Raw genomic sequence first — 21,569 nt, forward strand, 5'->3', positions numbered from 1 at the left:
GGTCGGAAGGTTCTTAATCAAGTTCCGTGTTCATCCCGATACGCAAATGGCTGTACTCTGGCTGGACGACGTCGGGTCCGACGACATCGACGCCGTCGGCGGGAAGGGTGCGTCGCTCGGGGAACTCACGGGGGCCGGCCTGCCGGTCCCGCCGGGGTTCGTCGTGACGGCGGGTACGTATCGCTCGTTCATCGAGGGGACCGGCATCGACGACGACCTGTTCGAGGCGGTCGACGTCGACTCCGACGACTCGGGAGCGCTCGCCGCCGCCGCGAACCGCGCCGAGGAACTCATTCTGGAGACGCCGATCCCCGACGAACTGAAGGAGGAGATCCTCGACGCCTACGCGCGCATCGGCGCATCGGACTCCGGGGAGGACGCCGAGGGAGGCGAGGCGTTCGTGGCCGTCCGCTCCTCCGCGACCGCGGAGGACCTGCCCGACGCGTCGTTCGCGGGCCAGCAGGAGACGTTCCTCAACGTCACGGGCGAGGACCTCGTCGATCGCGTGAAGCGCTGCTGGGCGTCGCTGTTCACCCAGCGCGCGATCTACTACCGCGAGGAGCAGGGCTTCGAGCACCACAAGGTCGACATCGCGGTCGTCGTTCAGCAGATGGTCGACGCCGAGAAGAGCGGCGTGATGTTCACGAGCCACCCCTCGACCGGCGAACCGGAGATCATCGTCGAGGCGGCCTGGGGGCTCGGCGAGGCCGTCGTCAGCGGCTCGGTGTCCCCCGACAACTACGTCGTCGACCGCGAGACCGCGGGGACGACCGAGGTGACCGTCGCCGACAAGAAGGTGATGCACACGAAGGACGCCGAGACGGGCGAGACCGTCGAGATCGAGGTACCGGACGACAAGCGCACCGAGCGCGTGCTCACCGACGACGAGATCGAGCGCCTCGTCGAACTCGGCCGGCAGGTCGAGGAGCACTACGGCCGCCCGCAGGACGTCGAGTGGGCCATCTACGAGGGCGAGGTGTACATGCTCCAGTCGCGGCCCATCACCACGATCAAGCGCTCCTCCGGGTCGGGCGAGGCGGCGAGCGCCACCGACGGGAGCGGCGCGAGCGCCCGACAGGAGCGGTCGGGCGACGACGAGGTCATCCTGAAGGGCCTCGGCGCGAGTCCGGGGATCGCGAGCGGCGCGGTGCGCATCGTCGACAAGCTCGACCAGCTCGACAAGGTCGGGGAGGGCGACGTCATCGTGACGGCGATGACGACCCCCGACATGGTGCCCGCGATGAAGCGCGCGGCGGGCATCATCACCGACGAGGGCGGCATGACGAGCCACGCGGCCATCGTCTCCCGCGAACTCGGCGTCCCCGCCGTCGTCGGGACGGGGAGCGCGACCCGCGACCTGGAGGACGGGCAGGTCGTCACCCTCGACGGTGACAAGGGGACGATCCGCGAGGGTGCCGCCGACTCGAAGGAGGAGGAGGAGACCGACCCGCTCGAGGACGTCCGCCCGAAGAACCCCGTCAAGCCGATGACGGCGACGGAGGTGAAGGTGAACGTCTCCATCCCGGAGGCGGCCCACCGCGCGGCGGTCACGGGCGCTGACGGCGTCGGCCTGCTCCGCCTGGAGCACATGATCCTCTCGACGAACAAGACGCCCGAGCGGTACGTCCGCGACCACGGCGAGGACGCCTACGTCGAGGAGATCGTCAACGGCGTTCGCGCCGTCGCCGACGAGTTCTACCCGCGGCCGGTTCGGGTTCGCACCCTCGACGCGCCCACCGACGAGTTCCGTCAGCTCCAGGGCGGCGAGGACGAGCCGAAGGAGCACAACCCGATGCTCGGCTACCGCGGCATCCGCCGCAGCCTCGACAGGCCGGACGTGTTCGAGCACGAACTGGAGGCGTTCCGCCGCCTCTACGACATGGGCTACGACAACGTCGAGATCATGCTCCCCCTCGTCAACGATGCGGAGGACGTGCTGCAGGCCCGGCGGCTCATGGAGGGGGTCGGCATCGACCCCGACAAGCGCTCGTGGGGGATCATGGTCGAGACGCCCGCCAGCGCGCTCTGCATCGGGGAGATGGCCGACGCCGGCATCGACTTCGCCTCGTTCGGGACGAACGACCTCACGCAGTACACCCTCGCGGTCGACCGCAACAACGAGCACGTCGCCGGGCGCTTCGACGAACTCCACCCCGCCGTCCTGAAGCTCATCGGCGACACCATCGCCACCTGCCGCGAGCACGGCGTCGACACCAGCATCTGCGGGCAGGCCGGTTCCAAGCCGAAGATGGTCCGCTACCTCGTCAACTGCGGGGTCAGCTCCATCTCGGCGAACATCGACGCCGTCCGCGACGTCCAGCACGAGGTCAAGCGGGTCGAGCAGAAGCTCCTCCTCGACTCGGTCCGGTAGCGCGGAGCGCCCCCAACCCTAGGTCGGCATAAGCTTTGTGGACGGCGTCAGACACGTCTTTTTTGATACCTGAATCTAATGGGAACACATGCGACGAAGTCGTCTCTCTCTCGTCCTCGCGGTCGCGTTACTGCTCACGGCCTCGGGATGTCAATCATCCGGTGGGTCCGCGGCGGACGCCGCGGATCTCCCGTCCGACGACGCGCCGCCCGGCGTCGTCGACGGGCGACTCGACAACGTCACCGCGCTCCTCGACGCTCACGTCGCGGCGCTGAACGAGACGGGGTTCGAGACGCTCGTGGTCGTCAACGGGACCCGTCCCGTCACGCTCGGCGGCGACCGGGAGGTGTTGAACGTCTCGCGCTCCCAGCGGACGCTCGTCGAGGCCGGCGGGACGCCCTACGCGTACCACACGGTCAATCGGGGGACCGGAGCCCGGTTCGACGCCTGGGCGAACGCGTCCACGCACTACCTCCGCGGCGACGTCGGCGGGCAGACGTACTACCGGACCGGTCGACCCCACGCGGTCGCCGCCCTGGCGTTCGTCGACCTCCTCGCCCCGCGCCTCGCGGCCGCCGACTACGAGGTGGCGTCGGTGAACCGGACCGGCGACCGGACGCTCGTCACCCTCCGCGCGACGGGCACGACGAACGCGACGGCCGTCTTCCCGGCGAACGCGACCGACACGTCCGACTACCGCTCGACGCTCGTGGTCGACCGCCGGGGGCGCGTCCACCGCTACGAGGCGTCCGGGAACTACACCGTCGCCGGCAGGGACGCCTCCTTCCGCCTCGTCTTCGACCTCGTGCGAACGGAAAACGTGACCGTCGAGCGCCCCGCGTGGGTCGCGAACGTGACCGCGTAACGCAACGGCTAAACGGCGTAGCGCGGTACGGGGCCCCATGCAGCGGGCCGAACCACAGGACTTCGCTCGCGTTCTCTCGTCGATGTGTACCCGGCCGCACCCGTCGGCCCGCGCCGCGGCGGAGCGATTTCTCGCGACCAACCCCGGCGACCCCGGCACCTACCGGACGGTCGCCGCGCTCGAACGCGAGGCCGTCGAGTTGCTCGGCGAGGTCGCCTCGCTGTCCGACCCCGCGGGGTACGTCACCTCCGGGGGAACGGAGGCGAACGTCCAGGCGGTCCGCATCGCCCGCAACCGCGCCCGCGGCCGGACCGACGCGCCGAACGTCGTCGCGCCGGAGAGCGCCCACTTCTCCTTCACGAAGGCGGCCGACGTCCTCGGCGTCGAACTCCGGCGCGCCCCCCTCTCCGACTACCGGGCGGACGTGGACGCGATGGCCGAACTGGTCGACGCGGACACCGTCTGCGTCGTCGGCGTCGCTGGCAGCACGGAGTACGGGCGCGTCGATCCCGTCCCCGCGATCGCCGACCTCGCGCGCGATCGCGGCGCGCTCTGCCACGTCGACGCCGCGTGGGGCGGGTTCGCGCTCCCCTTCACCGACCACGACTGGGACTTCGCGGACGCGCCCGTGGACACGATGACGATCGACCCGCACAAGCTGGGTCGGGCGGCCGTCCCCGCCGGCGGCCTGCTCGCGCGCGACGGTTCCCTGCTCGACGCCCTCGCGATCGACACGCCGTACCTCGAATCGACCGCGCAGGTGACGCTGACGGGGACGCGGTCGGGGGCGGGCGTCGCGAGCGCCGTCGCCGCCATGGAGGCGCTCTGGCCGGACGGCTACGCCCGCGAGGAAGCGCGCGCCGCGGCGGACGCCGAGTGGCTGGCCGGGGAACTCACCGCGCGGGGCTACGAGGTCGTCCCTCCGACCCTCCCCCTCGTGGCCGTCGACCTGCCCGACCGGACGGTCGAGGCGCTGCGCGAGCGCGGCTGGCGGCTCTCGCGGACGGCGGCGGGCGAGGCGCGGATCGTGGTGATGCCACACGTCACCCGCGGGGTGCTCTCGGCGTTCCTCGCGGACCTCGATCGCGTCGAGTAAGAGAAGACTTACAGCGCCGCGCGCGGAACCCGCCGCGTGTGTCAGCGCTCGTGGTCCCCGTCGACGTCGCTCTCGTCGTCTCCGGCGACGTTCTCCACGCGCTGAAGTCGGCGGTCGAGCACGCGACCGGACCGCTCGGGCTCGTCCTCATCGCGATCTACTCCTTTCTCATCGCGGTCGCCCTCCCGCTTCCCAGCGAGACGGTCCTCCTCGCACCCCTCGACCTCGGGCTTCCGCCGTGGGCCGACTACACGCTGATCATCCTCGTGAGCGGCGCGGGGAAGGCCGCCGGGAGCGTCCTCGCGCTCCGCCTGGGCAACGAGGCGAAGCAGTCGGGACCGATCATCGACCTCCTCCGGCGGTCGCGGCTGGACGTGGTGTCCTACTCGGAGCGCAAGACGATCGCGCTCGCCCATCGGTACGGCTACGTCGGCATGGCGCTCGCGCTGTGCGTCCCCTTCTTCCCCGACACGCTCTCGATCTACGCCTTCTCCGTGCTCGAGGACGACTACGCCAAGTTCGCGCTGGCGGCGTTCGTCGGGAGCGCGGGTCGGCTGATCGTGACGCTCGCGCTCGTCGGCGGTGTCGTCACGGTCCTCTGAAGACCGACGAGGCTATGTAGGACGCGCGGCGAACCCAGTGACGTGACTCACCCGGCGCGGCCCCCCGCGGTTTCCCCTCCTATGCGCGCGGAGCCGTCGCCGCGTCGGTGAATCGTCGCGTCGGCCGGTCATACGGCCTCCGGGACGCGACCTGAACCCGACGTTCTCCGGACTGTCGATCGCAGAGCGACCGGCGGGGCCGCGCAGCGCGGCCCCCACGGCACACCACGGACACACGCGGTACACAGCACGATGATCCACACCGATCACCGAAATCGGCGGGTTTTAGGCCCGCACGGGAGGCATCGATAGACATGAGCCACGAGGACTTCCCCACGGAACGCCCGGCGGTGGTCACCTGCGGGTTGCCCTACGCCAACGGCGACCTGCACATCGGCCACCTGCGAACGTACGTCGGCGGCGACGTGTTCGCCCGCGCGCTGCGCCGACTCGGACAGCGGACCGCCTTCGTCTCCGGGTCGGACATGCACGGCACGCCCGTCGCCGTCAACGCGGAGCGGGAGGGCGTCGCGCCCGAGGAGTTCGCGCTCCGCTGGCACGAGACGTACGAGGCGACGTTTCCCCGGTTCGGCGTCGAGTTCGACAACTACGGCCACACGCACGACGAGACGAACACCGAGCTGACGACGGAGATCGTCCGCGCGCTCGACGAGGCGGGCTACGTCTACGAGAAGGAGATCCTCGTCGCCTACGACCCCGAGGAGGATCAGTACCTCCCGGATCGCTACGTCGAGGGGACCTGCCCCTACTGCGGCGCGAAGGCGCGCGGCGACGAGTGCGACGAGGGGTGTCAGCGCCACCTCGAACCCGGCGAGGTCGAGGACCCCGTCTCGATCGTCACGGGCAACCCCGCGGAGTACAGGGAGCGGACGCACAAGTTCTTCCGCGTCTCCGAGTTCCAGGAGTACCTCCAGGGGTTCATCGACCGGCTTGAGGGCACCTCGAACGCGCGCAACCAGCCCCGCGAGTGGATCGAGGGCGAACTCAAGGACTGGTGCATCACCCGCGACATGGACTGGGGGATCGACTACCCGGGAGAGGGTTCGGAGGACCTCGTCCTGTACGTCTGGGTCGACGCCCCCATCGAGTACGTCTCCTCGACGAAGCAGTACACCGAGCGCGTCGGAGCAGACGAGTACGACTGGGAGGAGACGTGGAGGGACGCGGGCGAGGTCGTCCACGTCATCGGCCGAGACATCATCCAGCACCACACCGTCTTCTGGCCGGCGATGCTCCGCGGCGTCGGGTACACCGAGCCGCGGGCCGTCATGGCGAGCGGGTTCGTCACCCTCGGCGGGAAGGGCTTCTCCACCTCCCGGAACCGGGCGGTCTGGGCCGACGAGTACCTCGACGAGGGGTTCCACCCCGACCCGCTTCGCTACTACATCGCCACCAACGGCGGCTTCCAGCAGGACGTCGACTTCTCCTGGGAGAAGTTCGCCGAGCGCGTGAACGGCGAACTCGTCGGGACGGTCGGCAACTTCGTCTACCGCTCGCTACTGTTCGCCCACCGCGAGTACGGGGGGACGCCGGACGCGCCGCTCTCCGACGAGGTGCGCGAGCGCATCGAGGGCGCGATCGCCGACTTCGACGAGGCCGTCAACGACTACGACGTCCGGGCGGTCGGTCGGTCGACGGTCCGCCTCGCGCAGTTCGGCAACGAGTACATCCAGCGCAACGAGCCGTGGAAGCTCACCGACGATGACAGCGAGCGCGCCGCACAGGTCATCCGGGACTGCGTCCAGCTCGCCAAGGCCGTCGCCGTGCTCTTCCAGCCGATCGCGCCCGACGCCGCCGAGCGCCTCTGGGGACAGCTGAACGAGGACGGCTCCGTCCACGACGCGACGCTCGACGCGGCGCTCGCGGAACCCGCCGCCTCCTTCGACGCGCCGAGCGAGCTGTTCGAGAAGATCGAGGCCGAGCGCGTCGAGGAACTCAACGAGAAGCTCGAGGCGCGGGTCGCCGAGGCGACCGAGGAGGACGCCGAGACGGGAGCGGACGCGGACGCCGCCGCTGACGCCGACGACGGCGACGGCGACGGCGAGGCCGAATCGGACGCGCCCGACGCGCCCGCGGACCTCGAACCGCTCGTCGACGAGCGCGTCGGGTTCGAGGAGTTCCAGGGGCTCGACCTGCGCGTCGGCGAGATCGTGCGCGCCGAGCCGATCGAGGGGGCGGACAAGCTCCTCCGACTGGAGGTGGACGTCGGCGTCGAGACGCGACAGATCGTCGCGGGCCTCCGACAGCTCCACGACGCGGCCGACCTGCCCGGCACGCGCGTCGTCGTGGTCGCCAACCTCGAGAAGGCCGAACTCTTCGGCGTCGAGAGCGACGGAATGGTGCTCGCCGCGGGGGAGGCGGCGGACCTGCTCACCACGCACGGCGACGCACCCCCCGGGACGAAGGTTCGGTAGCGGATCAGCGACACGCCTTTCCGGGTCGTTCGCGTAGGCGTCCCATGGCCGACGACGAGTCCGAGTGGCGGTTCACCCCCGACGGCGACCTGATGGGTGCCGGGGACGATCCGTTCGACGCCGATCCGGAGCCGGAATCGCCGACCTTCGAGAACGCCTTCTTCGTCCTGCTGGGGGCCGTCGCGACGGTCGCCGTCTTCGCGATCATGTTCCTCTAGTCCAGAAGCGTTAATCTACGGACAGACCCTAGCACACGCATGACGCTCCTCCAACTCCCCTCGGGATTGGAACTCTCCCTCCCCGTCCTGTTGTTGCTCGCGGGGACGGGTCTCATCGTCGCCGAGGCGCTCGCGCCTGGCGCGCACTTCATCGTCGTCGGCATCGCCCTGCTCGCCGCGGGCCTCGTCGGCCTGGTCGTCGGCGGCGGGGCGCTCGGCATCTTCCTCATGATGCTGTCGGTGTTGCTCGTCGGGGGACTCGCGTTCTACGCCTACCGCGAGTTCGACCTCTACGGCGGGAAGGGCCGCAGTCGGACGAGCGACTCGTCGTCGCTCCGGGGGAAGACCGGGCAGGTCACCGAGCGGGTGACGACCGCCGGCGGGCAGGTGAAACTCGACGGCGGGGGGTTCAACCCCTACTACGCCGCGCGGTCGATGGAGGGGGAGATCCCCGAGGGGACCGAGGTGATGGTGATCGACCCCGGCGGGGGGAACGTCGTCGTCGTCGAACCGCTGTCGCTCATCGAGGACGCCATCGATAGAGAACTGCGCGAGGGACGGGCGCACGAGACCGACCGCGACGAACCCGAAACCGTTTGATTCGGATACGGCGGTCGCGTTTATTCGTTCGCTCTTGTGTAGTACATTGTTGATGTAGAGCTGTCTTGCGATTCTGTAGTGAATCGAGCGAGACTAAAACCAGATCGTTAGGCAGTCAGGCGGTCAGTTTTTGTTCCTGTTCTACCGTAGAGAGCTGTATCAACAATCTCCTACGGAAGAGCGTTATTCGTTTAGTCGCTCGAACGTGATTTCACCGTTCGTGACTCGAACAGCGAGCGGGGAGACGGCGTCATTCCATTCGTAGGTATCACTGGGTCCATTCTGAACAGTCACTTCCACCAAATTATCCGTGTGCATGAGAACTTTGTTGTTAACTGTTTGTTCCTCATTTGGAGATAGCGACATTGTTTCTTCAACAATGATGTCGCTGTCATCTATAGAGGTCACTGCAATTGTCACCGTGATTTCATCGGTTGTTTCATTCGAGATGTCGATATCGGTCGCGCCTCGAGAAGAGGAGAGGCAGCCAGCACCGCTTATCCCGAAAACGGATATACTGCCAGCGCGGAGGACCGTTCGGCGGGAATAGGCCATGAGATTCATAGATGCCATCTCAGTAAATATTTTTTGCTGCCAATGTTTTCTTGCTTTGTATTGATTACGAAATAGTGGTGGTGAAGAGATAGATGAAATGTGTCTATGAGGTCGTTACTTTTGTGTAGGAACAGGCAGTCCAACTCCCCCACGTAAGATAGTGTGATTGGCTGTCGTAGGTGTCATAGAGTTCGAACACTTCTCCGCCCTCACGATATCCAATGACGGTAGTTGTATGGTTCCCATACGGGTTGCTGCGGTCTTGCGCCGTTCCGCCGTTCGTCATATTGAGAAGGAACGGACGATTATTGATGCTGATCTCTGCCAGCGTAAAGTCCGGATGATTCCACGCATAGATGTTAGACCCGTTATAGTTTTTCGTTCCCCAGATGTAATTGTCGAACCCATCATCGATCTTCCAAGGATCGGTTGCCCCTTCTGAATCATTGTCAGTATCCATTGTGATATGGAGTTGGTCAATGATGGATTCACGTGCGTCTGCATCTCCTTCACTGACGCCTTCGTGAAATCCGATGATCATCGATCCAGCGATAGGACTGCAGCCGTCCCATCGGCCCCAGGTATCTGGACCCGTTCCCACATATGTCCGGCTAGCGTTGCCCTTGTCGGTTTCTGTCTAAGCTGGAACTCCATAGATCGTGTCTGAGTCACTGCCACCTGGGTTGATGATATCGGTGGGAGAGATGCTGTCGGTGGAGCCTGAGTGATCAGTATTGTCCTCGGAACTGGTTAGTGTTCTCCATTCATCTATTACATGATCATTATCAAATGACATTGCTACCGGCGAGATGCCATTCCCGACGGTTTGGGGCTGTTTGTTACGAAGATTCATTGCTTTCCCCTCCGCGAGTTCGAGACCGTACTTCACGCCACCGTGATATAGGAGATTTCCGCTTACTGTGAATCCCTGCTGTTGGGCGACGTTGCGCGTTGATTGAACCAATGCATTGGGAGGTGTAGCCCTACTATATTCGAGAATCGGGGCCCAATCTGATCGGGCAGCGGCCGTGACGTAACCGACAAATTCGTTGCTCTTCTTAAGAGGAAAGACATACGCACTTGAGATGTACTTAGGACCCTTTCCAGCATTCTTCATGACGAATGTAGTCGATTTTCCTACTGTTGCACCCTCCCATGACGCGAAACGAGGATCAGCCACAAGTTCACGGACCTTTGTCCGGACTGCCTGCTTCGCAGTTCCCTTCCTAACTCTATCTTCGTGACTACGTGAGTTCAAGCCAGAGGCTCCGAGTGCGAGGCCAGAGGCTGTACTGGCGAGCCCAGTTGTTCCGATAGCTTTGAGAACGCTACGACGATTAAGCTGGAGACCTTTGATTGGTATCCAATAGTGTCTTCTTCATAATAATATATAAACATAACTAACTCTCTGGTAGAGATGTTTGACCTATCGGTAGAAGCTATGAAGGATAGTTTACGTGATACAGAAGAGAGTTCTGCAGTGTGCGAGATGCCCTTCTTTTGTCTTTAATTGAAAGTGGTTGACCCAGTGCGAATCCTTTTATCAGTGACATGCCAAGGTCCGAGTATGCTCCCCGCAATCGTGTTGCAGGTCGGTTTCGAGGGCGCGCTGGTGTCGCTCGTGGCGCTGGTGTTGCTGCTCATCGCGATCGTCGCGGTGTGGCAGGCCGTCGAGATCGTGAACGCCTACGAGAAGCGCGCGCTCACCGTCTTCGGCGAGTACCGCAAACTCCTCGAACCGGGCATCAACTTCGTCCCGCCGTTCGTCTCGCGGACGTACCCCTTCGACATGCGGACGCAGACGCTGGACGTGCCGCGCCAGGAGGCCATCACGCGCGACAACTCGCCCGTCACCGCGGACGCCGTCGTCTACATCAAGGTGATGGACGCGAAGAAGGCCTTCCTCGAGGTTGACGACTACAAGCGCGCCGTCTCGAACCTGGCGCAGACCACCCTCCGGGCGGTGCTCGGCGACATGGAACTCGACGAGACGCTCAACAAGCGCCAGGAGATCAACGCGCGCATCCGCAAGGAACTCGACGAGCCGACCGACGAGTGGGGCGTGCGCGTCGAGTCGGTCGAGGTGCGCGAGGTCAACCCCAGCGCCGACGTCCAGCAGGCGATGGAGCAGCAGACCGCCGCCGAGCGCCGCCGCCGCGCCATGATCCTCGAGGCGCAGGGCGAACGCCGCAGCGCCGTCGAGACGGCGGAGGGAGAGAAGCAGTCGAACATCATCCGTGCGCAGGGGGAGAAACAGAGCCAGATCCTCGAGGCGCAGGGCGACGCGATCTCGACCGTCCTCCGGGCGAAGTCCGCCGAGTCGATGGGCGAGCGCGCCATCATCGAGAAGGGCATGGAGACGCTCCAGGCCATCGGCGAGGGCGAGTCCACGACGTTCGTCCTCCCGCAGGAACTCACCTCGCTCGTGGGGCGCTACGGCAAGCACCTCACCGGCAGCGACGTGCAGGCGGACGGGAGCGTCCTCGACAGCCTCGAGTTCGACGAGGAGACCCGCGAGATGCTCGGACTGGACGACATCGAGCGCATCATCGGCGAGATCGACGAGGCCGCCGAGATGGACGTCGAGCAGATGGAACAGGAGGCCCAGGCGATCAAGGCCGGGGCCGACACGGCCGACATCAAGGACCCCGACGAGGTCATCGAGGAGATGGACGCGGAGATGGACGCCGAGACGAACGCGGCCGATTCCGAGTCCACCGGTGGAGCGTCCGCCGGCGATGCGTCCGACGAGGAGAGCGTCCGGGAACCCGAGACGCAATAAGTCTACCCGAAGCGATTTTACCTCCCTCCGTCGTATCGACTGCCGTGAGCGACCAGCCGAGTGGGAGCGTCGACGAGGAAAAGCGGGCGACGTTGCGGCGGTTCGCGGCGCTCGGAGCCGTCGCTCCGCTCGCGCGCCTCGCGGACACGGACGCGCAGAGCGACGCGCGCGACGCGATCGCGGGCTACCTCTCGACGACGCCCGGCGCGCACTTCTCGAAGATCCGCGACGACCTCTCGCTCGGGACCGGCGAGACCCAGCATCACCTCCGACGGCTGGTCGAGGCGGGCGCGATCGAGAGCTTCCGCGACGGCGAGTACCGCCGGTACGTCCCGGCGCGGCGGTTCTCCCGCTTCGAGCGGACGGCGCTCGGCTACCTCCGGCGCGAGACGCCCCGCGGCATGCTCATCGCGCTGCTGCGCGATCCCGACGCGACGGCGAGCGCGCTCGCCGACGGACTCGGCGTCTCCCGGCCCACCGTGAGCAAGTACGCGAAGGAACTGGAGGGCGCGGGCCTGCTCGACCGCACCGACGGCTACGCGGTGGTGCGCCCCGAGACGGTGCTGACGCTGCTCGTCCGCCACGCCGACTCCTTCGGCGAGGACGCGGTCGCGCTGGCGGGCGAGGCGGACTCGCTGGTCCGGTACGACCCGCGGTGAGCCGACCCGACCCGACGGCGTTCTCTCCCCGGAAGCCGATCCGCTGAAGTCAATTCGCCGAAGTCGATCCGCTGAAATCGATCGAGACTGCGTCCCGGAAGCGGGGCGCTCTGCGGCGTTCCTGTCGATGAATCTATTACTCTTGGGGTCAGACCTGTATCAGAATTCGTACGATGACCAACCACACGGGCAAGGCCAGTATCGCCCTGCTTATCGGTTTACTCCTGGCCGCGACGGTCGCCGGGTCGGCGACCGAGCAGGCGCTCCTCGCGCTCGTGATAGCGGTCCCCGCGTTCGTCGTCCTCTATCAGGTCCATCGGGCGATGGACGCGACCTCCGGCGTCGGGGGAAAACTCGAAGCGGCGGTCTGGGAACTCGGCTTCGCGTGCGCGCTCCTGACTATCGGCGGCGGCATCGGGACGGGGATCGTCTTCAACGCCGATCTCCACCGACAGGAGTCGCACGTCTCGTTCGTCGTCGCGGTAAGCGTCGCGGTGGCGTTCCTGCTGCTCGGCTACGCGGTGGACTTTCGGCGTCGGACGGGGTCGAGGTCGGCGTAGGGAGATCGACCTCAGACGCTGACCTTCCAGGTGGTGCCCGAGGAGTAGCCCCACTTCTCGACCGACAGCGTCGAGTGCTGCTGGACGGCGCGCATGTTCGCGCCGACCTCCTTCGCGCTCATCCCGAGTTCGTCGCCGATGAGCCGCGACTTGAAGTAGGTCTTCGTCCCCGCGTTCTCGCGCAGGAACCGCTCGATGCGCCGCTGCTTCTCCGTGAGGTCCGTCTCCGCGTAGGTCCCCGTCGCACTCACGCTCGTGCTCATGCTCGTGTTTCCAGAGACGGACTATCCAGGTATAGTGGATTTGGTACGATGGGCTAACGGCCCTCTGTCCGGTGGTTTTCCCCGCGGCGGGAGGGTCACGGTCCCGACTACGACGGCGTCGACCCCGGGGACCTGGTACGCGCGGGAAACGGCGCGGAGGGCGCAGTCGTCGGCGTGGGGGGTGTCCGCGGGCGGGGTGGGCGTCGCTGTTCGCACGCTCCCGCATAAACGCCCGGGAGTTTCGACGCCGTCGCCCGTGCGGTCACTCGATGACGTCGCCGACGGCGAAGTTGGACTTCACCTCGCTGATCTCGACCTTGACGCGCTCGCCGATGTCCGCCCCGGGGACGATGATGACGTAGCCGCGCTCGACGCGGGCGATGCCGTCGCCCTGCTTGCCGATGTCCTCGATCTCGACGTAGCGTATCTCGCCCACCTCGACGGGCGGTTGGGGTTCGCTCGGCGGTCGACCGCCGGACTCGCCCTTCTCGAGTTGCTCGCCGGTGGCGATGAGCGCGACGCGGTAGGTCTCTCCGGGTTCGATGGAGCCGGTGTCGATCTCGCGACGGGGGACCTCGACCGTGTAGCGGTCGCCCTCGGCGGTGACGTCCGCACTAAACAGACAGAGGAGCTTTTCTGAGATTTCCATAGGCCTCTGCACGGGCAATCTGCGCCGAGCACCAAAGCCCTTACTCGCTCAGCGGGGCGTCCCGTCGGGTCGCTTTGCCCCCTCCGAGTCGTGGACGACGACCTCCCCGGGCGCGGGGTGGGCGGGTTCGTAGGCGTCGCGGACGGCGATGGCCTCCTCCAGTTCGCGCACCGCGCGCTCCCGCAGCGCGGCGGCCAGCTCCTCCGCGTCCTCCCGGTCGATGTCTCGACCCAGCCCCTCGCACTCGTGGGCGCGGACGATCCCCCGCTCGTCGACCGCCTCGCCCATCGGCTGGCTCGTCCCGGCGAGCGCGACGCTGAAGGGATAGGTCCGGCAGATGAGCGGCCGGTCCGGGTGGACCGCGCACGCGCCGACGCCGTCGGACTCGCGATAGAAGACGCAGTCCCCGCAGGCGTCGGTCCGGAGCGCCCACTCGAAGGTCTCGCCCTCCGGCCCGTCGTCGCCCTCGCGCAGGCCGAAGGGCGTCGGGCGGGCCACGTCGCGCCACGGCTCGCCGGTCGCCTCCCGCAGCGCCCGCACCTCGTCGGGGAAGACGGTCGCCGTGTGCGGGTCGGTCCCGCCGTCGTCCGCCTCCTCCGCGGTGCAGCACGCGCCGCAGCGGGTGCACTCGAAGCCGATCGACTCGATCGCGTCCGCGAGGTCGGCGACCTCGAGGTCGCGGGCGCGCTCCAGTTCGGCTTCGAGCGACTCCATGTCGTGACCGTGCGGACGCAGCGGGATAAGGGGCGTGTTCGCCGGCAGGCGTACCCATAGGTGTGCTCTGGTAACCGTGCCGACACAAAGGCCTCGAAAGCCCTCGCAGTCTGGACTCGCGCGGCTCGCTGCGCGCTTCACTCGGCCTCCGGCCTCGTTGCAGTGCTTACGTCGCCGTGCTTCGCCCAGACCGCTCGCCCTTTCAGTCCGCCAGGGGTACAGTTCACTCGACTGTCGTCGCCCGTTCGCCGTCCCACGTAATCCATTCCTCGACGGCCAGCTTCTCGAGGTGGGCGCTGACGGTGGCCTCCGCGAGCGCGCGGACGGCGGCGACGTCCTTCTCGTAGGCGGCGTCGGTGACCGCGGGGACCGTTCCGGCTCCCCCGCGCACGGCGGCGAGGACGCGCGCCTCGCGCTCGCGGCGGTGATCCAGGAGCCGTCGGGCGACGGCGCGGACCTCGCGCGCGCCCTCGATCAGCGGTCCGTGGCCGGGGAGGAGTCGGTGGGGCGCGCGGGCGTGGACGCGCCGGAGGCTCGCGAGGTAGGCGCGCAGGTCCCCCTCGGGCGCGCCCACCGCGACGCTCCCCTCCGCGACGGCGAGGTCGCCACAGAGCAGGTGGTCGCCCATCGCCGTCTCGAACGCGAACCCGACGTGCTCGGGGGCGTGACCGGGCAGGTCGAGGACCGTCACCGCGCCGTCGCCCGTCTCGATCCTCGTCCCCTCGCGGAACGTCCGGTCGGGCGCGACGCCCGTCGCGCGCTCGAAGTCCGCCTCGCGGCCCCCCCGCGCCCAGACGGTCGCGCCGGTCCGCTCCGCGGCGTGCGCGACGGCCCCGACGTGGTCGGGGTGGTGGTGGGTGACGGCGACGTGGCCGACGTCGAAGCTCGCGAGGATGTGCTCGAGGTCCTCGTGCCGGGCGGCCGGGTCGACGAGGAGGGCGTCACGGTCGTCGACGACGTAGGCGTTGGTCGCGCCGGAGGGCGCGGCGGTCCGCACGGTGACCGCTATCGGCCCGGCCCACGAGTGGATGGTCATGTCTGTCGTAGGTTCGTGGGTGACAAAACGCTGTGCGACGGGCGCGGCTTACTCGATGAGGAAGTACACCTGCTTGCGGGCGTCGCGGAAGCTGTAGCGCGACTCCACGAGGTCGGCCTCGGCGAGTCGATTCAGCGCGTAGCGGACGGTTCGGTCGGGGAGCAGCGAGTCCTCGGCGAGTTCGCCCTGGGACATCGGTGCCTGGTCCTCCAGGACCTTCGCGACGAGTTTCGCGCTCGGCGGGAGTTCGCGCAGGCGCTCTCTGAAATCGGGATTCGACAGGGGTGTCTCCGCCGCCTGCTTCTCCACACGTGTACTCATGTCTCATCCGTCCGGCAAAACATACCGTAAACCTTCGCTATAGGGTGAACAAAACAATACTGACTATCCTATGTGTTCATATCACCCTTATACATCGTTGAGTGACACGACCGTCCCGCGGGCGTCGCCACCTGGTTCGAGCGGGGGGCCGCCGTTTACGGCAGGGGAGTTGACCCACACGGCTTTGCCGCTCGCCCGAGTAGTGGTGGTATGGCGATACCCGACGAGTTCCACGACCTCTTCGAGAAGCGGACGTTCGCGCATCTCGCCACCGTCATGCCAGATGGGACGCCGCAGGTGACGCCGGTGTGGGTGGACTACGACGCGGACAGCGGAGAGTTGCTCGTGAACACGGCTCGCGGGCGACTGAAGGAGCGGAACGTCAGCCGGGACCCGAAGGTGGGGGTGAGCCTGGTCGACCCGGACGAGCCCTACCGGTTCGTCTCGGTGCGCGGCCGCGTCACCGACCTCCAGGAGGAGGGTGCCGACGACCACATCGACGAACTCGCGAAGCGGTACATGGGCGTCGACGAGTACCCCAACCGGGGGGAGGAGTCGGGCGCGCGGGTCGTCCTCCGGATCGCGACGGAGCACGTGGCGACCTCGTAGGTGCGGTCCCCTTCGGGGCGCGTTCCTCCTAATCCAGTATCGTTTTATTGCTCGCCCGGGTCCTTCCGGATAGCGTGAAAGGTCAGGAGTGGTACCAGGCCGCCGACGTCGCCGAGGAGTACGACACGAAGCGGTTCTCGCAGGGCGGCCGGCTCATCGACGAGCGCGAGAAGCAGGCCGTCCTCGACGCCGTCGCGCCGGCCGAAGGCAAACGCGTCCTCGAGATCGCCTGCGGTACCGGCCGGTTCACCGTCATGCTCGCCGAGCGCGGAGCGGACATCGTCGGCATCGACATCTCCGCCGCCATGCTCCGGCAGGGGCGCGAGCGAGCGCAGCGAGCGGGCGTCGCGGACCACCTCCAGTTCATCCGCGGGGACGCCGCCCGCCTCCCCTTTCCGGACGACTACTTCGACTCCGTCTTCGCGATGCGCTTCTTCCACCTGGCGGACACCCCGGCGTCGTTCCTGAGCGAGATGTGCCGCGTCTCGCGCGATCAGGTGTTCTTCGACACGTTCAACCGGGCGAGCCTGCGGACCGTCTACAACTGGTTGCTCCCGATGGGATCGCGCCTCTACGCCGAGAGCGAGGTCCTGCGCCTGCTCCACGGCGCGGGCCTGCGCCTCGACGACGAGGACCACGACTTCGTCCTCCCCTACGGCTTCTATCGCTCGATCCCGAACGACGTCGCCCGGTGGTTCCGCGACGCGGAGGTCTCGCTCGGCGACTCGCCCGCGGGGGCGCTGGCGTCGGTCTCCTACTGGGACGCGCGCGTCGAGTGAGGGCGGGCGAGCGCCGAGTTTCCCCGGGTGACCGCCGAGCGGTCCCCGACGACCGCCGAGCGACCGACGATCGGCGAACGGGCCGAGTAGGGGGGCTTTTTACCGCTCGGGAGCGGCACGTACGAGTATGCAGCTCTCGGTAGTCGTCCCGACGCTCAACGGCCGAGAGCACCTGGTGCGCTGTCTCGACTCCCTCGCCGAGCACGCACCCGAGGCGGAGGTCGTCGTCGTCAACGGTCCGAGCGTCGACGGCACCACCGGGACCGTCAGAGCGCGCGACGACGTGGACGTGCTGGTCGAGATCGACGAGCGGAACATCGACGTCGCCCGGAACGCCGGCATCGACCGATCGACGGGCGACGCGGTCGCCTTCCTCGATTACTCGGTGACCGTCCAGCCGGGGTGGTACGAGGCGCTCGTCGGCGCGCTGGCCGGGCCCGCGAGCGCCCACCGCGCCAGCGGTCACGGACCCGACGTGCCGGCGGTCGTCACCGGTCCGACCCGCCGCGCGCTCCCCGGCGGCGGCGTCGCCAGCGAGGCGGTCGAGCGCCGTCGCCTCGGCGGCCGACGCGTGACCTACTTCAACGGCGGAAACGTCGCGTTCACGCGCGAGGCGCTCGACGCCATCGACGGGTTCGACGAGTTCCTCGCGACCGGCGGCGGCCGCGACGCCGCCCACCGCCTCGCCGCGCTCGACCGCGCGGTGTCGTGGGTCCCCGGGATGGCCGTCCGCTACGACGGGCAGGGGGAGCCAGAGGGCATCCGGGAACCCTCCCTCTACGCCGACGGTGGCGAACTCACTCGCGACTGGTCGTGGCGCTACCGCTCGCTCACGTACCGCCTCGTGAAGAACTACGGCGTGCGGTCCTGCTGGCGGGTCGGCAGGCACGCGGTCGACGACGCCGCCGACGCGCTCCGCGAGGTGGTCCGCGGCGAGAGCCGCCCGTCGAGCTGGTTCGGGAACGGGCGGGACGTCCTCTCCGGGGCCGCGACCGGACTGCGGGCCGGGGTCGTCGCACGCGTGCGCGATCGATCCCCGAAGCGCAACCCCCACGGTCTCTCGACGCGGAGCGACCGCGCCGTCGCCGTCTACGACCGCCGCGACGCCTGACGGGGACGTCCCCGATCGCGCCCGGCGTCGATCCCCCGAGGTCGCCGGGGCTCGCGCGACCGGTCCGACGACGGATGGGGTGGGACCCAGGTCACGACATAGAATGGCATGCCACGCCATCGCTCGATTTCGGCGGCGATCTACGAAACGATTATATAGAATCGCAAACCATGTCCCATCTGATTATGGCACAATCCTTCCAGCGTCGCGGTCAGCCGATGTTCATACTCGCGGAGGACACTCAGCGCACCCGCGGACGGGACGCGCAGTCGTCGAACATCGCCGCCGGGAAAGCGGTGAGCAACGCGGTACGAACGACCCTCGGGCCGCGGGGGATGGACAAGATGCTCGTCTCCGACTCGGGCGACGTCGTCATCACGAACGACGGTGCCACCATCCTGGAGAAGATGGACATCGAGCACCCCGCCGCCCAGATGATCGTCGAGGTCGCCACCACCCAGGAGGAGGAGGTCGGCGACGGTACCACGACGGCGTCCGTCCTGGCCGGCGAACTACTCGCGCAGGCGGAGGACCTCCTCGACGACGACGTCCACCCGACGGCCATCGTCGAGGGGTACAACGAGGCCGCGCGCCTCGCGCTGGAGGCCATCGACGAGCAGGTGCTCGACGAGGAACTCGACGACGACCTCCTCGTGAAGGTCGCCAAGTCGAGCATGACCGGCAAGGGCACCGGCGACGTGGGTGCCGAGCCGCTCGCGGAGACGATGGTCGAGGCGATCCGCCACGTTCAGGGCGACGAGCGCATCGAGCGCGACGACATCCGCGTCCGCACGCAGACGGGTGCCGGCTCCAGCGCCACCGAACTCGTCACGGGCGTCATCAGCGAGGAGGAGCCCGCCCACGAGAACATGCCCCGCCGCGTCGAGGACGCCACCATCGCGGTCCTCGACCTCGACCTGGAGGTGCGCGAGGGTAACGTCGACGCCGAGTACAGCATCACCAGCATCGACCAGCTCACCGCGGCGCTCGACGCCGAGGAGGGCGAACTCCGGAGCTACGCCGAGGCGCTCGCGGACGCCGGGATCGACGTCGCGTTCGTCACGGGCGACGTCGACGACCGCGTCGCCTCGTTCCTCGCCAAGCAGGGCATCCTCGCGTTCGAGGACGTGAGCGACGACGAGGCGACCGCCATTGCCCGCGCGACCGGCGCGAAGCAGCTCGGGAGCGTCAAGGACGTAGACGAGGCGGACCTCGGCCACGCCGAACTCGTTCGCGTCGAGAAGTTCGGCGAGGACGAACTCGCGTTCGTCGAGGGCGGCGCGGAGGCCCGCTCGGTGACGGTCTTCGCCCGCGGCTCGACCGAGCACGTCGCCGACGAACTGGAGCGCGCGCTCACCGACGCGCTCGACGTGGTGACGGCGGCGCTCGACAGGGGCGGCGTCGTCCCCGGCGCTGGCGCGACCGAGATCGCCATCGCCGATCACATCCGCAGCGAGGCCGCGAGCATCACCGGCCGCAAGCAGCTCGCCGTCGAGGCGTTCGCCGACGCCGTCGACGTGCTCCCACGCACGCTCGCCGCCAACGCCGGCATGGACCCCATCGACGCGCTCGTCGAACTCCGCTCGACGTTCGAGAGCGAGGGTCGCTCGGGCATCATCGCGCAGGGCCAGACGGGCGTCGTCGCCGACCCCGTCGAGTACGGCATCCTCGACCCCGCCGCGGTCAAGCGCGAGGCCGTCGAGTCCGCCACCGAGGCCGCGACGATGATCGTCCGCATCGACGACGTCATCGCAGCGAACTGATCGCGCGAGCGTCTCGTCGCGAACCTCACGGTTCGTCGCGAGGAGCGGCGAACTGATCGGACGAACGTCTCGTCGCGCGTTCGAGATTCTTTTCGCGAACGCACGCGACCCGCGCCGAGAGCGGCAGGGCCATCGGGCGCACGGCGTCCCCCCTCGCGTTCGAGCCGGCCGGAGTCGGCGCGCCTCGAACGCCGTCGCTCTCCGTCACTACCCTTTTTCGGGCTGCGGGCCGTCACTCCGAGCAGGGTACCTAACCGTGTCTTCCGACGACCTCGGGCTTGCCGAAGCCGTTTCGATGGCGGTGGGGGGAATGATCGGTGGCGGTATCTTCGCCGTCCTCGGGGTGGTCGCGAGTACGGCGGGACTCCTCGCCTGGTTCGCGTTCGTTGTCGCGGGCGTCATCGCCGCCTGCGCGGGGTACTCGTTCGTTCGGCTCAACGCCCTCACCGACGAGCGCGCGGGGCCGATCACGTACATAGAACGGTTTACGGGAAGCACGAAGCTCGCGGGGATGACCGGCTGGACGTTCGTCTTCGGATACGTCGGCACGATGGCGATGTACGCCTACGCGTTCGGCGGGTACTTCTCGGAACTCGTCGGCGTCGCGTCGGTCCTCGGCGTACCGCTTCGCCCGCTCGCCTCGCTCGCCGCCGTCGGCGCGTTCGTCGGGCTGAACGTCCTCGGTGCGCACGCCTCCGGTCGCACGGAGGACCTCCTCGTCGGACTGAAGGTCGCCATCCTCCTGCTGTTCGGCGTGGGGGGCGTCTACTACGGCCTCGCCAACGGCAGCCTCGGTCTCGGCCTCTCGCAGTTCGGCGCGGGACCGCTCATCGCGGCCGCCATCTCGTTCGTCGCGTTCGAGGGGTGGGAACTCCTCATGTTCGACCAGGGGAGCATCGAGAACCCCGAAGAGACCGTGAAGCGGGCGATCTTCGCCTCGATCTTCGCGGCGACGATCATCTACGTGCTCGTGGCGATCGTGACGACGAACCTCGCGCCCGAGGGGGCGATCCAGCAGCATCCCGAGACCGCCCTGGCGATCGCCGCCCGTCCGTTCCTCGGGCAGGTCGGGTTCGTGCTCATCGCGCTCGCGGCGGTGTTCTCGACGGGCAGCGCGATCAACGCGACGCTGTTCAGTTCCTCGCGGCTCGCGGGCCGGATGGTCTCGGAGGACATGCTCCCCCACCAGATCGAGGGTGACGGCGACGGCCAACCGGTTCGCGCGGTGCTCGTCCTCGGAGCGCTCACGGCGGCGTTCACCGTCTACGGGAGCCTCAACGGCATCACCTCGTTCGCGTCGCTCGCGTTCATCACCGTCTTCGGCGCGGTGAGCTACCTCGCGTTCCGTCAGCGCGAGTCGCCCCGCACCGCGCTGATCCCGGCCGTCGGCGTCCTCGGCGCGGTCGCGACCGTCGTCGCCCTGCTGTGGCACCTCGCAACGAGGGAACCGGCGGTGTTCACGTCCGTCGTACTCGTCGCGGCGACGGTCGTCGTCGTCGAATTGCTCTACTTCGAACGCGAACCGCTGGCTGCCGAGCTGGGCGAGGTCGAGGAGCGCGTCGAGGACGCGGTGTGAGCGAC

At 67.8% G+C, this 21,569-nt stretch carries 23 protein-coding genes; 15 read left to right on the forward strand and 8 right to left on the reverse strand.

What is annotated here, in order from left to right; genetic code table 11:
* The first annotated feature begins 46 nt into the window (after positions 1 to 46).
* The 7 genes from ppsA (at position 47) to NKI68_RS11900 (ending at position 8,187) form a co-directional block, all read left to right on the forward strand.
* The gene (gene ppsA, locus NKI68_RS11870) at positions 47 to 2,371 is read left to right on the forward strand and encodes a phosphoenolpyruvate synthase (protein ID WP_254543298.1); all 2,325 of its coding nucleotides are present in this window, start codon (positions 47 to 49) and stop codon (positions 2,369 to 2,371) included.
* Positions 2,372 to 2,459: 88 nt separating this feature from the next.
* The gene (locus NKI68_RS11875) at positions 2,460 to 3,236 is read left to right on the forward strand and encodes a hypothetical protein (protein WP_254543299.1); all 777 of its coding nucleotides are present in this window, start codon (positions 2,460 to 2,462) and stop codon (positions 3,234 to 3,236) included.
* Between the two features lie 37 nt (positions 3,237 to 3,273).
* Positions 3,274 to 4,332: a tyrosine decarboxylase MfnA gene (gene mfnA, locus NKI68_RS11880; RefSeq protein ID WP_254543300.1), complete on the forward strand. Its 1,059-nt coding sequence runs from the start codon at positions 3,274 to 3,276 to the stop codon at positions 4,330 to 4,332.
* A gap of 38 nt (positions 4,333 to 4,370) precedes the next feature.
* A complete protein-coding gene (locus NKI68_RS11885; protein WP_438267776.1) occupies positions 4,371 to 4,934 on the forward strand; it encodes a YqaA family protein in 564 nt (187 codons plus the stop codon).
* A gap of 314 nt (positions 4,935 to 5,248) precedes the next feature.
* A complete protein-coding gene (gene metG / locus NKI68_RS11890) occupies positions 5,249 to 7,369 on the forward strand; it encodes a methionine--tRNA ligase (RefSeq protein WP_254543301.1) in 2,121 nt (706 codons plus the stop codon).
* A 44-nt stretch (positions 7,370 to 7,413) separates the two neighbouring features.
* On the forward strand, positions 7,414 to 7,587 hold the full coding sequence (locus NKI68_RS11895; RefSeq protein ID WP_254543303.1) for a DUF7312 domain-containing protein: 174 nt from the start codon (positions 7,414 to 7,416) through the stop codon (positions 7,585 to 7,587).
* Between the two features lie 39 nt (positions 7,588 to 7,626).
* Entirely contained in the window at positions 7,627 to 8,187 is a 561-nt protein-coding gene (locus NKI68_RS11900) for an NfeD family protein (protein ID WP_254543304.1), read from the forward strand.
* 183 nt (positions 8,188 to 8,370) lie between these two features.
* On the opposite strand, the gene NKI68_RS11905 is transcribed toward NKI68_RS11900, so the two are convergent.
* The 3 genes from NKI68_RS11905 to NKI68_RS11915 form a co-directional block, all read right to left on the reverse strand.
* The gene (locus NKI68_RS11905; protein WP_254543305.1) at positions 8,371 to 8,742 is read right to left on the reverse strand and encodes an Ig-like domain-containing protein; all 372 of its coding nucleotides are present in this window, start codon (positions 8,740 to 8,742) and stop codon (positions 8,371 to 8,373) included.
* A 103-nt stretch (positions 8,743 to 8,845) separates the two neighbouring features.
* Complete coding sequence (locus tag NKI68_RS11910) at positions 8,846 to 9,343, reverse strand: C39 family peptidase (protein ID WP_497007287.1); 498 nt, start codon at positions 9,341 to 9,343, stop codon at positions 8,846 to 8,848.
* Positions 9,344 to 9,379: 36 nt separating this feature from the next.
* Positions 9,380 to 9,859, reverse strand: a complete 480-nt coding sequence (locus NKI68_RS11915) for a hypothetical protein (RefSeq protein WP_254543308.1) — start codon at positions 9,857 to 9,859, stop codon at positions 9,380 to 9,382.
* Positions 9,860 to 10,309: 450 nt separating this feature from the next.
* On the opposite strand from NKI68_RS11915, the gene NKI68_RS11920 reads away from it, so the two are divergent.
* The 3 genes from NKI68_RS11920 (at position 10,310) to NKI68_RS11930 (ending at position 12,743) form a co-directional block, all read left to right on the forward strand.
* Entirely contained in the window at positions 10,310 to 11,524 is a 1,215-nt protein-coding gene (locus NKI68_RS11920; RefSeq protein ID WP_254543310.1) for an SPFH domain-containing protein, read from the forward strand.
* A gap of 44 nt (positions 11,525 to 11,568) precedes the next feature.
* Positions 11,569 to 12,183 carry a winged helix-turn-helix transcriptional regulator gene (locus NKI68_RS11925; protein ID WP_254543311.1) on the forward strand — a complete coding sequence of 205 codons (615 nt, stop codon included), beginning with the start codon at positions 11,569 to 11,571 and terminating at the stop codon, positions 12,181 to 12,183.
* 173 nt (positions 12,184 to 12,356) lie between these two features.
* Positions 12,357 to 12,743, forward strand: coding sequence for a hypothetical protein (locus tag NKI68_RS11930; RefSeq protein WP_254543312.1), 387 nt, complete (start codon positions 12,357 to 12,359; stop codon positions 12,741 to 12,743).
* An 11-nt stretch (positions 12,744 to 12,754) separates the two neighbouring features.
* Here NKI68_RS11930 and NKI68_RS11935 read toward each other — a convergent pair whose 3' ends face one another.
* From NKI68_RS11935 to NKI68_RS11955, 5 genes are all read right to left on the reverse strand, one after another.
* Positions 12,755 to 13,006 (reverse strand): DUF7123 family protein, encoded by a 252-nt coding sequence (locus tag NKI68_RS11935; protein ID WP_254543313.1) that lies wholly within the window; start codon positions 13,004 to 13,006, stop codon positions 12,755 to 12,757.
* 262 nt (positions 13,007 to 13,268) lie between these two features.
* Positions 13,269 to 13,655, reverse strand: a complete 387-nt coding sequence (locus NKI68_RS11940) for a TRAM domain-containing protein (RefSeq protein WP_254543314.1) — start codon at positions 13,653 to 13,655, stop codon at positions 13,269 to 13,271.
* A gap of 48 nt (positions 13,656 to 13,703) precedes the next feature.
* A complete protein-coding gene (locus NKI68_RS11945) occupies positions 13,704 to 14,369 on the reverse strand; it encodes a YkgJ family cysteine cluster protein (RefSeq protein WP_254543316.1) in 666 nt (221 codons plus the stop codon).
* Between the two features lie 223 nt (positions 14,370 to 14,592).
* Positions 14,593 to 15,405, reverse strand: a complete 813-nt coding sequence (locus NKI68_RS11950; RefSeq protein ID WP_254543317.1) for an MBL fold metallo-hydrolase — start codon at positions 15,403 to 15,405, stop codon at positions 14,593 to 14,595.
* A gap of 48 nt (positions 15,406 to 15,453) precedes the next feature.
* Entirely contained in the window at positions 15,454 to 15,726 is a 273-nt protein-coding gene (locus NKI68_RS11955) for a MarR family transcriptional regulator (protein ID WP_254543318.1), read from the reverse strand.
* A 210-nt stretch (positions 15,727 to 15,936) separates the two neighbouring features.
* Between NKI68_RS11955 and NKI68_RS11960 the strand changes: the two genes are divergently transcribed.
* The 5 genes from NKI68_RS11960 to NKI68_RS11980 all read left to right on the forward strand — a co-directional run bounded on the left by NKI68_RS11960 (position 15,937) and on the right by NKI68_RS11980 (position 21,564).
* Positions 15,937 to 16,335 (forward strand): PPOX class F420-dependent oxidoreductase, encoded by a 399-nt coding sequence (locus NKI68_RS11960; protein WP_254543319.1) that lies wholly within the window; start codon positions 15,937 to 15,939, stop codon positions 16,333 to 16,335.
* Positions 16,336 to 16,409: 74 nt separating this feature from the next.
* On the forward strand, positions 16,410 to 17,114 hold the full coding sequence (locus NKI68_RS11965; RefSeq protein WP_254543321.1) for a class I SAM-dependent methyltransferase: 705 nt from the start codon (positions 16,410 to 16,412) through the stop codon (positions 17,112 to 17,114).
* 127 nt (positions 17,115 to 17,241) lie between these two features.
* Positions 17,242 to 18,225 carry a glycosyltransferase family 2 protein gene (locus NKI68_RS11970; RefSeq protein ID WP_254543323.1) on the forward strand — a complete coding sequence of 328 codons (984 nt, stop codon included), beginning with the start codon at positions 17,242 to 17,244 and terminating at the stop codon, positions 18,223 to 18,225.
* A gap of 185 nt (positions 18,226 to 18,410) precedes the next feature.
* Positions 18,411 to 19,988 carry a thermosome subunit alpha gene (gene thsA / locus NKI68_RS11975; protein ID WP_254543324.1) on the forward strand — a complete coding sequence of 526 codons (1,578 nt, stop codon included), beginning with the start codon at positions 18,411 to 18,413 and terminating at the stop codon, positions 19,986 to 19,988.
* A 256-nt stretch (positions 19,989 to 20,244) separates the two neighbouring features.
* Positions 20,245 to 21,564 (forward strand): APC family permease, encoded by a 1,320-nt coding sequence (locus NKI68_RS11980; protein ID WP_254543325.1) that lies wholly within the window; start codon positions 20,245 to 20,247, stop codon positions 21,562 to 21,564.
* Positions 21,565 to 21,569 lie beyond the last annotated feature (5 nt).

Source organism: Halomarina pelagica (genome assembly GCF_024228315.1).
Taxonomy (GTDB): Archaea; Halobacteriota; Halobacteria; order Halobacteriales; family Haloarculaceae; genus Halomarina; species Halomarina pelagica.

What these genes read in the sequence shown, in the direction of transcription:
- ppsA (WP_254543298.1), top strand. Translation starts at nt 47, where the DNA reads ATGGCTGTACTCTGGCTGGACGACGTCGGGTCCGACGACATCGACGCC.
- NKI68_RS11875 (WP_254543299.1), top strand. Translation starts at nt 2,460, where the DNA reads ATGCGACGAAGTCGTCTCTCTCTCGTCCTCGCGGTCGCGTTACTGCTC.
- mfnA (WP_254543300.1), top strand. Translation starts at nt 3,274, where the DNA reads ATGCAGCGGGCCGAACCACAGGACTTCGCTCGCGTTCTCTCGTCGATG.
- metG (WP_254543301.1), top strand. Translation starts at nt 5,249, where the DNA reads ATGAGCCACGAGGACTTCCCCACGGAACGCCCGGCGGTGGTCACCTGC.
- NKI68_RS11895 (WP_254543303.1), top strand. Translation starts at nt 7,414, where the DNA reads ATGGCCGACGACGAGTCCGAGTGGCGGTTCACCCCCGACGGCGACCTG.
- NKI68_RS11900 (WP_254543304.1), top strand. Translation starts at nt 7,627, where the DNA reads ATGACGCTCCTCCAACTCCCCTCGGGATTGGAACTCTCCCTCCCCGTC.
- NKI68_RS11905 (WP_254543305.1), bottom strand. Translation starts at nt 8,742, where the DNA reads ATGGCCTATTCCCGCCGAACGGTCCTCCGCGCTGGCAGTATATCCGTT.
- NKI68_RS11915 (WP_254543308.1), bottom strand. Translation starts at nt 9,859, where the DNA reads ATGAAGAATGCTGGAAAGGGTCCTAAGTACATCTCAAGTGCGTATGTC.
- NKI68_RS11920 (WP_254543310.1), top strand. Translation starts at nt 10,310, where the DNA reads ATGCTCCCCGCAATCGTGTTGCAGGTCGGTTTCGAGGGCGCGCTGGTG.
- NKI68_RS11930 (WP_254543312.1), top strand. Translation starts at nt 12,357, where the DNA reads ATGACCAACCACACGGGCAAGGCCAGTATCGCCCTGCTTATCGGTTTA.
- NKI68_RS11935 (WP_254543313.1), bottom strand. Translation starts at nt 13,006, where the DNA reads ATGAGCACGAGCGTGAGTGCGACGGGGACCTACGCGGAGACGGACCTC.
- NKI68_RS11940 (WP_254543314.1), bottom strand. Translation starts at nt 13,655, where the DNA reads ATGGAAATCTCAGAAAAGCTCCTCTGTCTGTTTAGTGCGGACGTCACC.
- NKI68_RS11945 (WP_254543316.1), bottom strand. Translation starts at nt 14,369, where the DNA reads ATGGAGTCGCTCGAAGCCGAACTGGAGCGCGCCCGCGACCTCGAGGTC.
- NKI68_RS11950 (WP_254543317.1), bottom strand. Translation starts at nt 15,405, where the DNA reads ATGACCATCCACTCGTGGGCCGGGCCGATAGCGGTCACCGTGCGGACC.
- NKI68_RS11955 (WP_254543318.1), bottom strand. Translation starts at nt 15,726, where the DNA reads ATGAGTACACGTGTGGAGAAGCAGGCGGCGGAGACACCCCTGTCGAAT.
- NKI68_RS11960 (WP_254543319.1), top strand. Translation starts at nt 15,937, where the DNA reads ATGGCGATACCCGACGAGTTCCACGACCTCTTCGAGAAGCGGACGTTC.
- NKI68_RS11970 (WP_254543323.1), top strand. Translation starts at nt 17,242, where the DNA reads ATGCAGCTCTCGGTAGTCGTCCCGACGCTCAACGGCCGAGAGCACCTG.
- thsA (WP_254543324.1), top strand. Translation starts at nt 18,411, where the DNA reads ATGGCACAATCCTTCCAGCGTCGCGGTCAGCCGATGTTCATACTCGCG.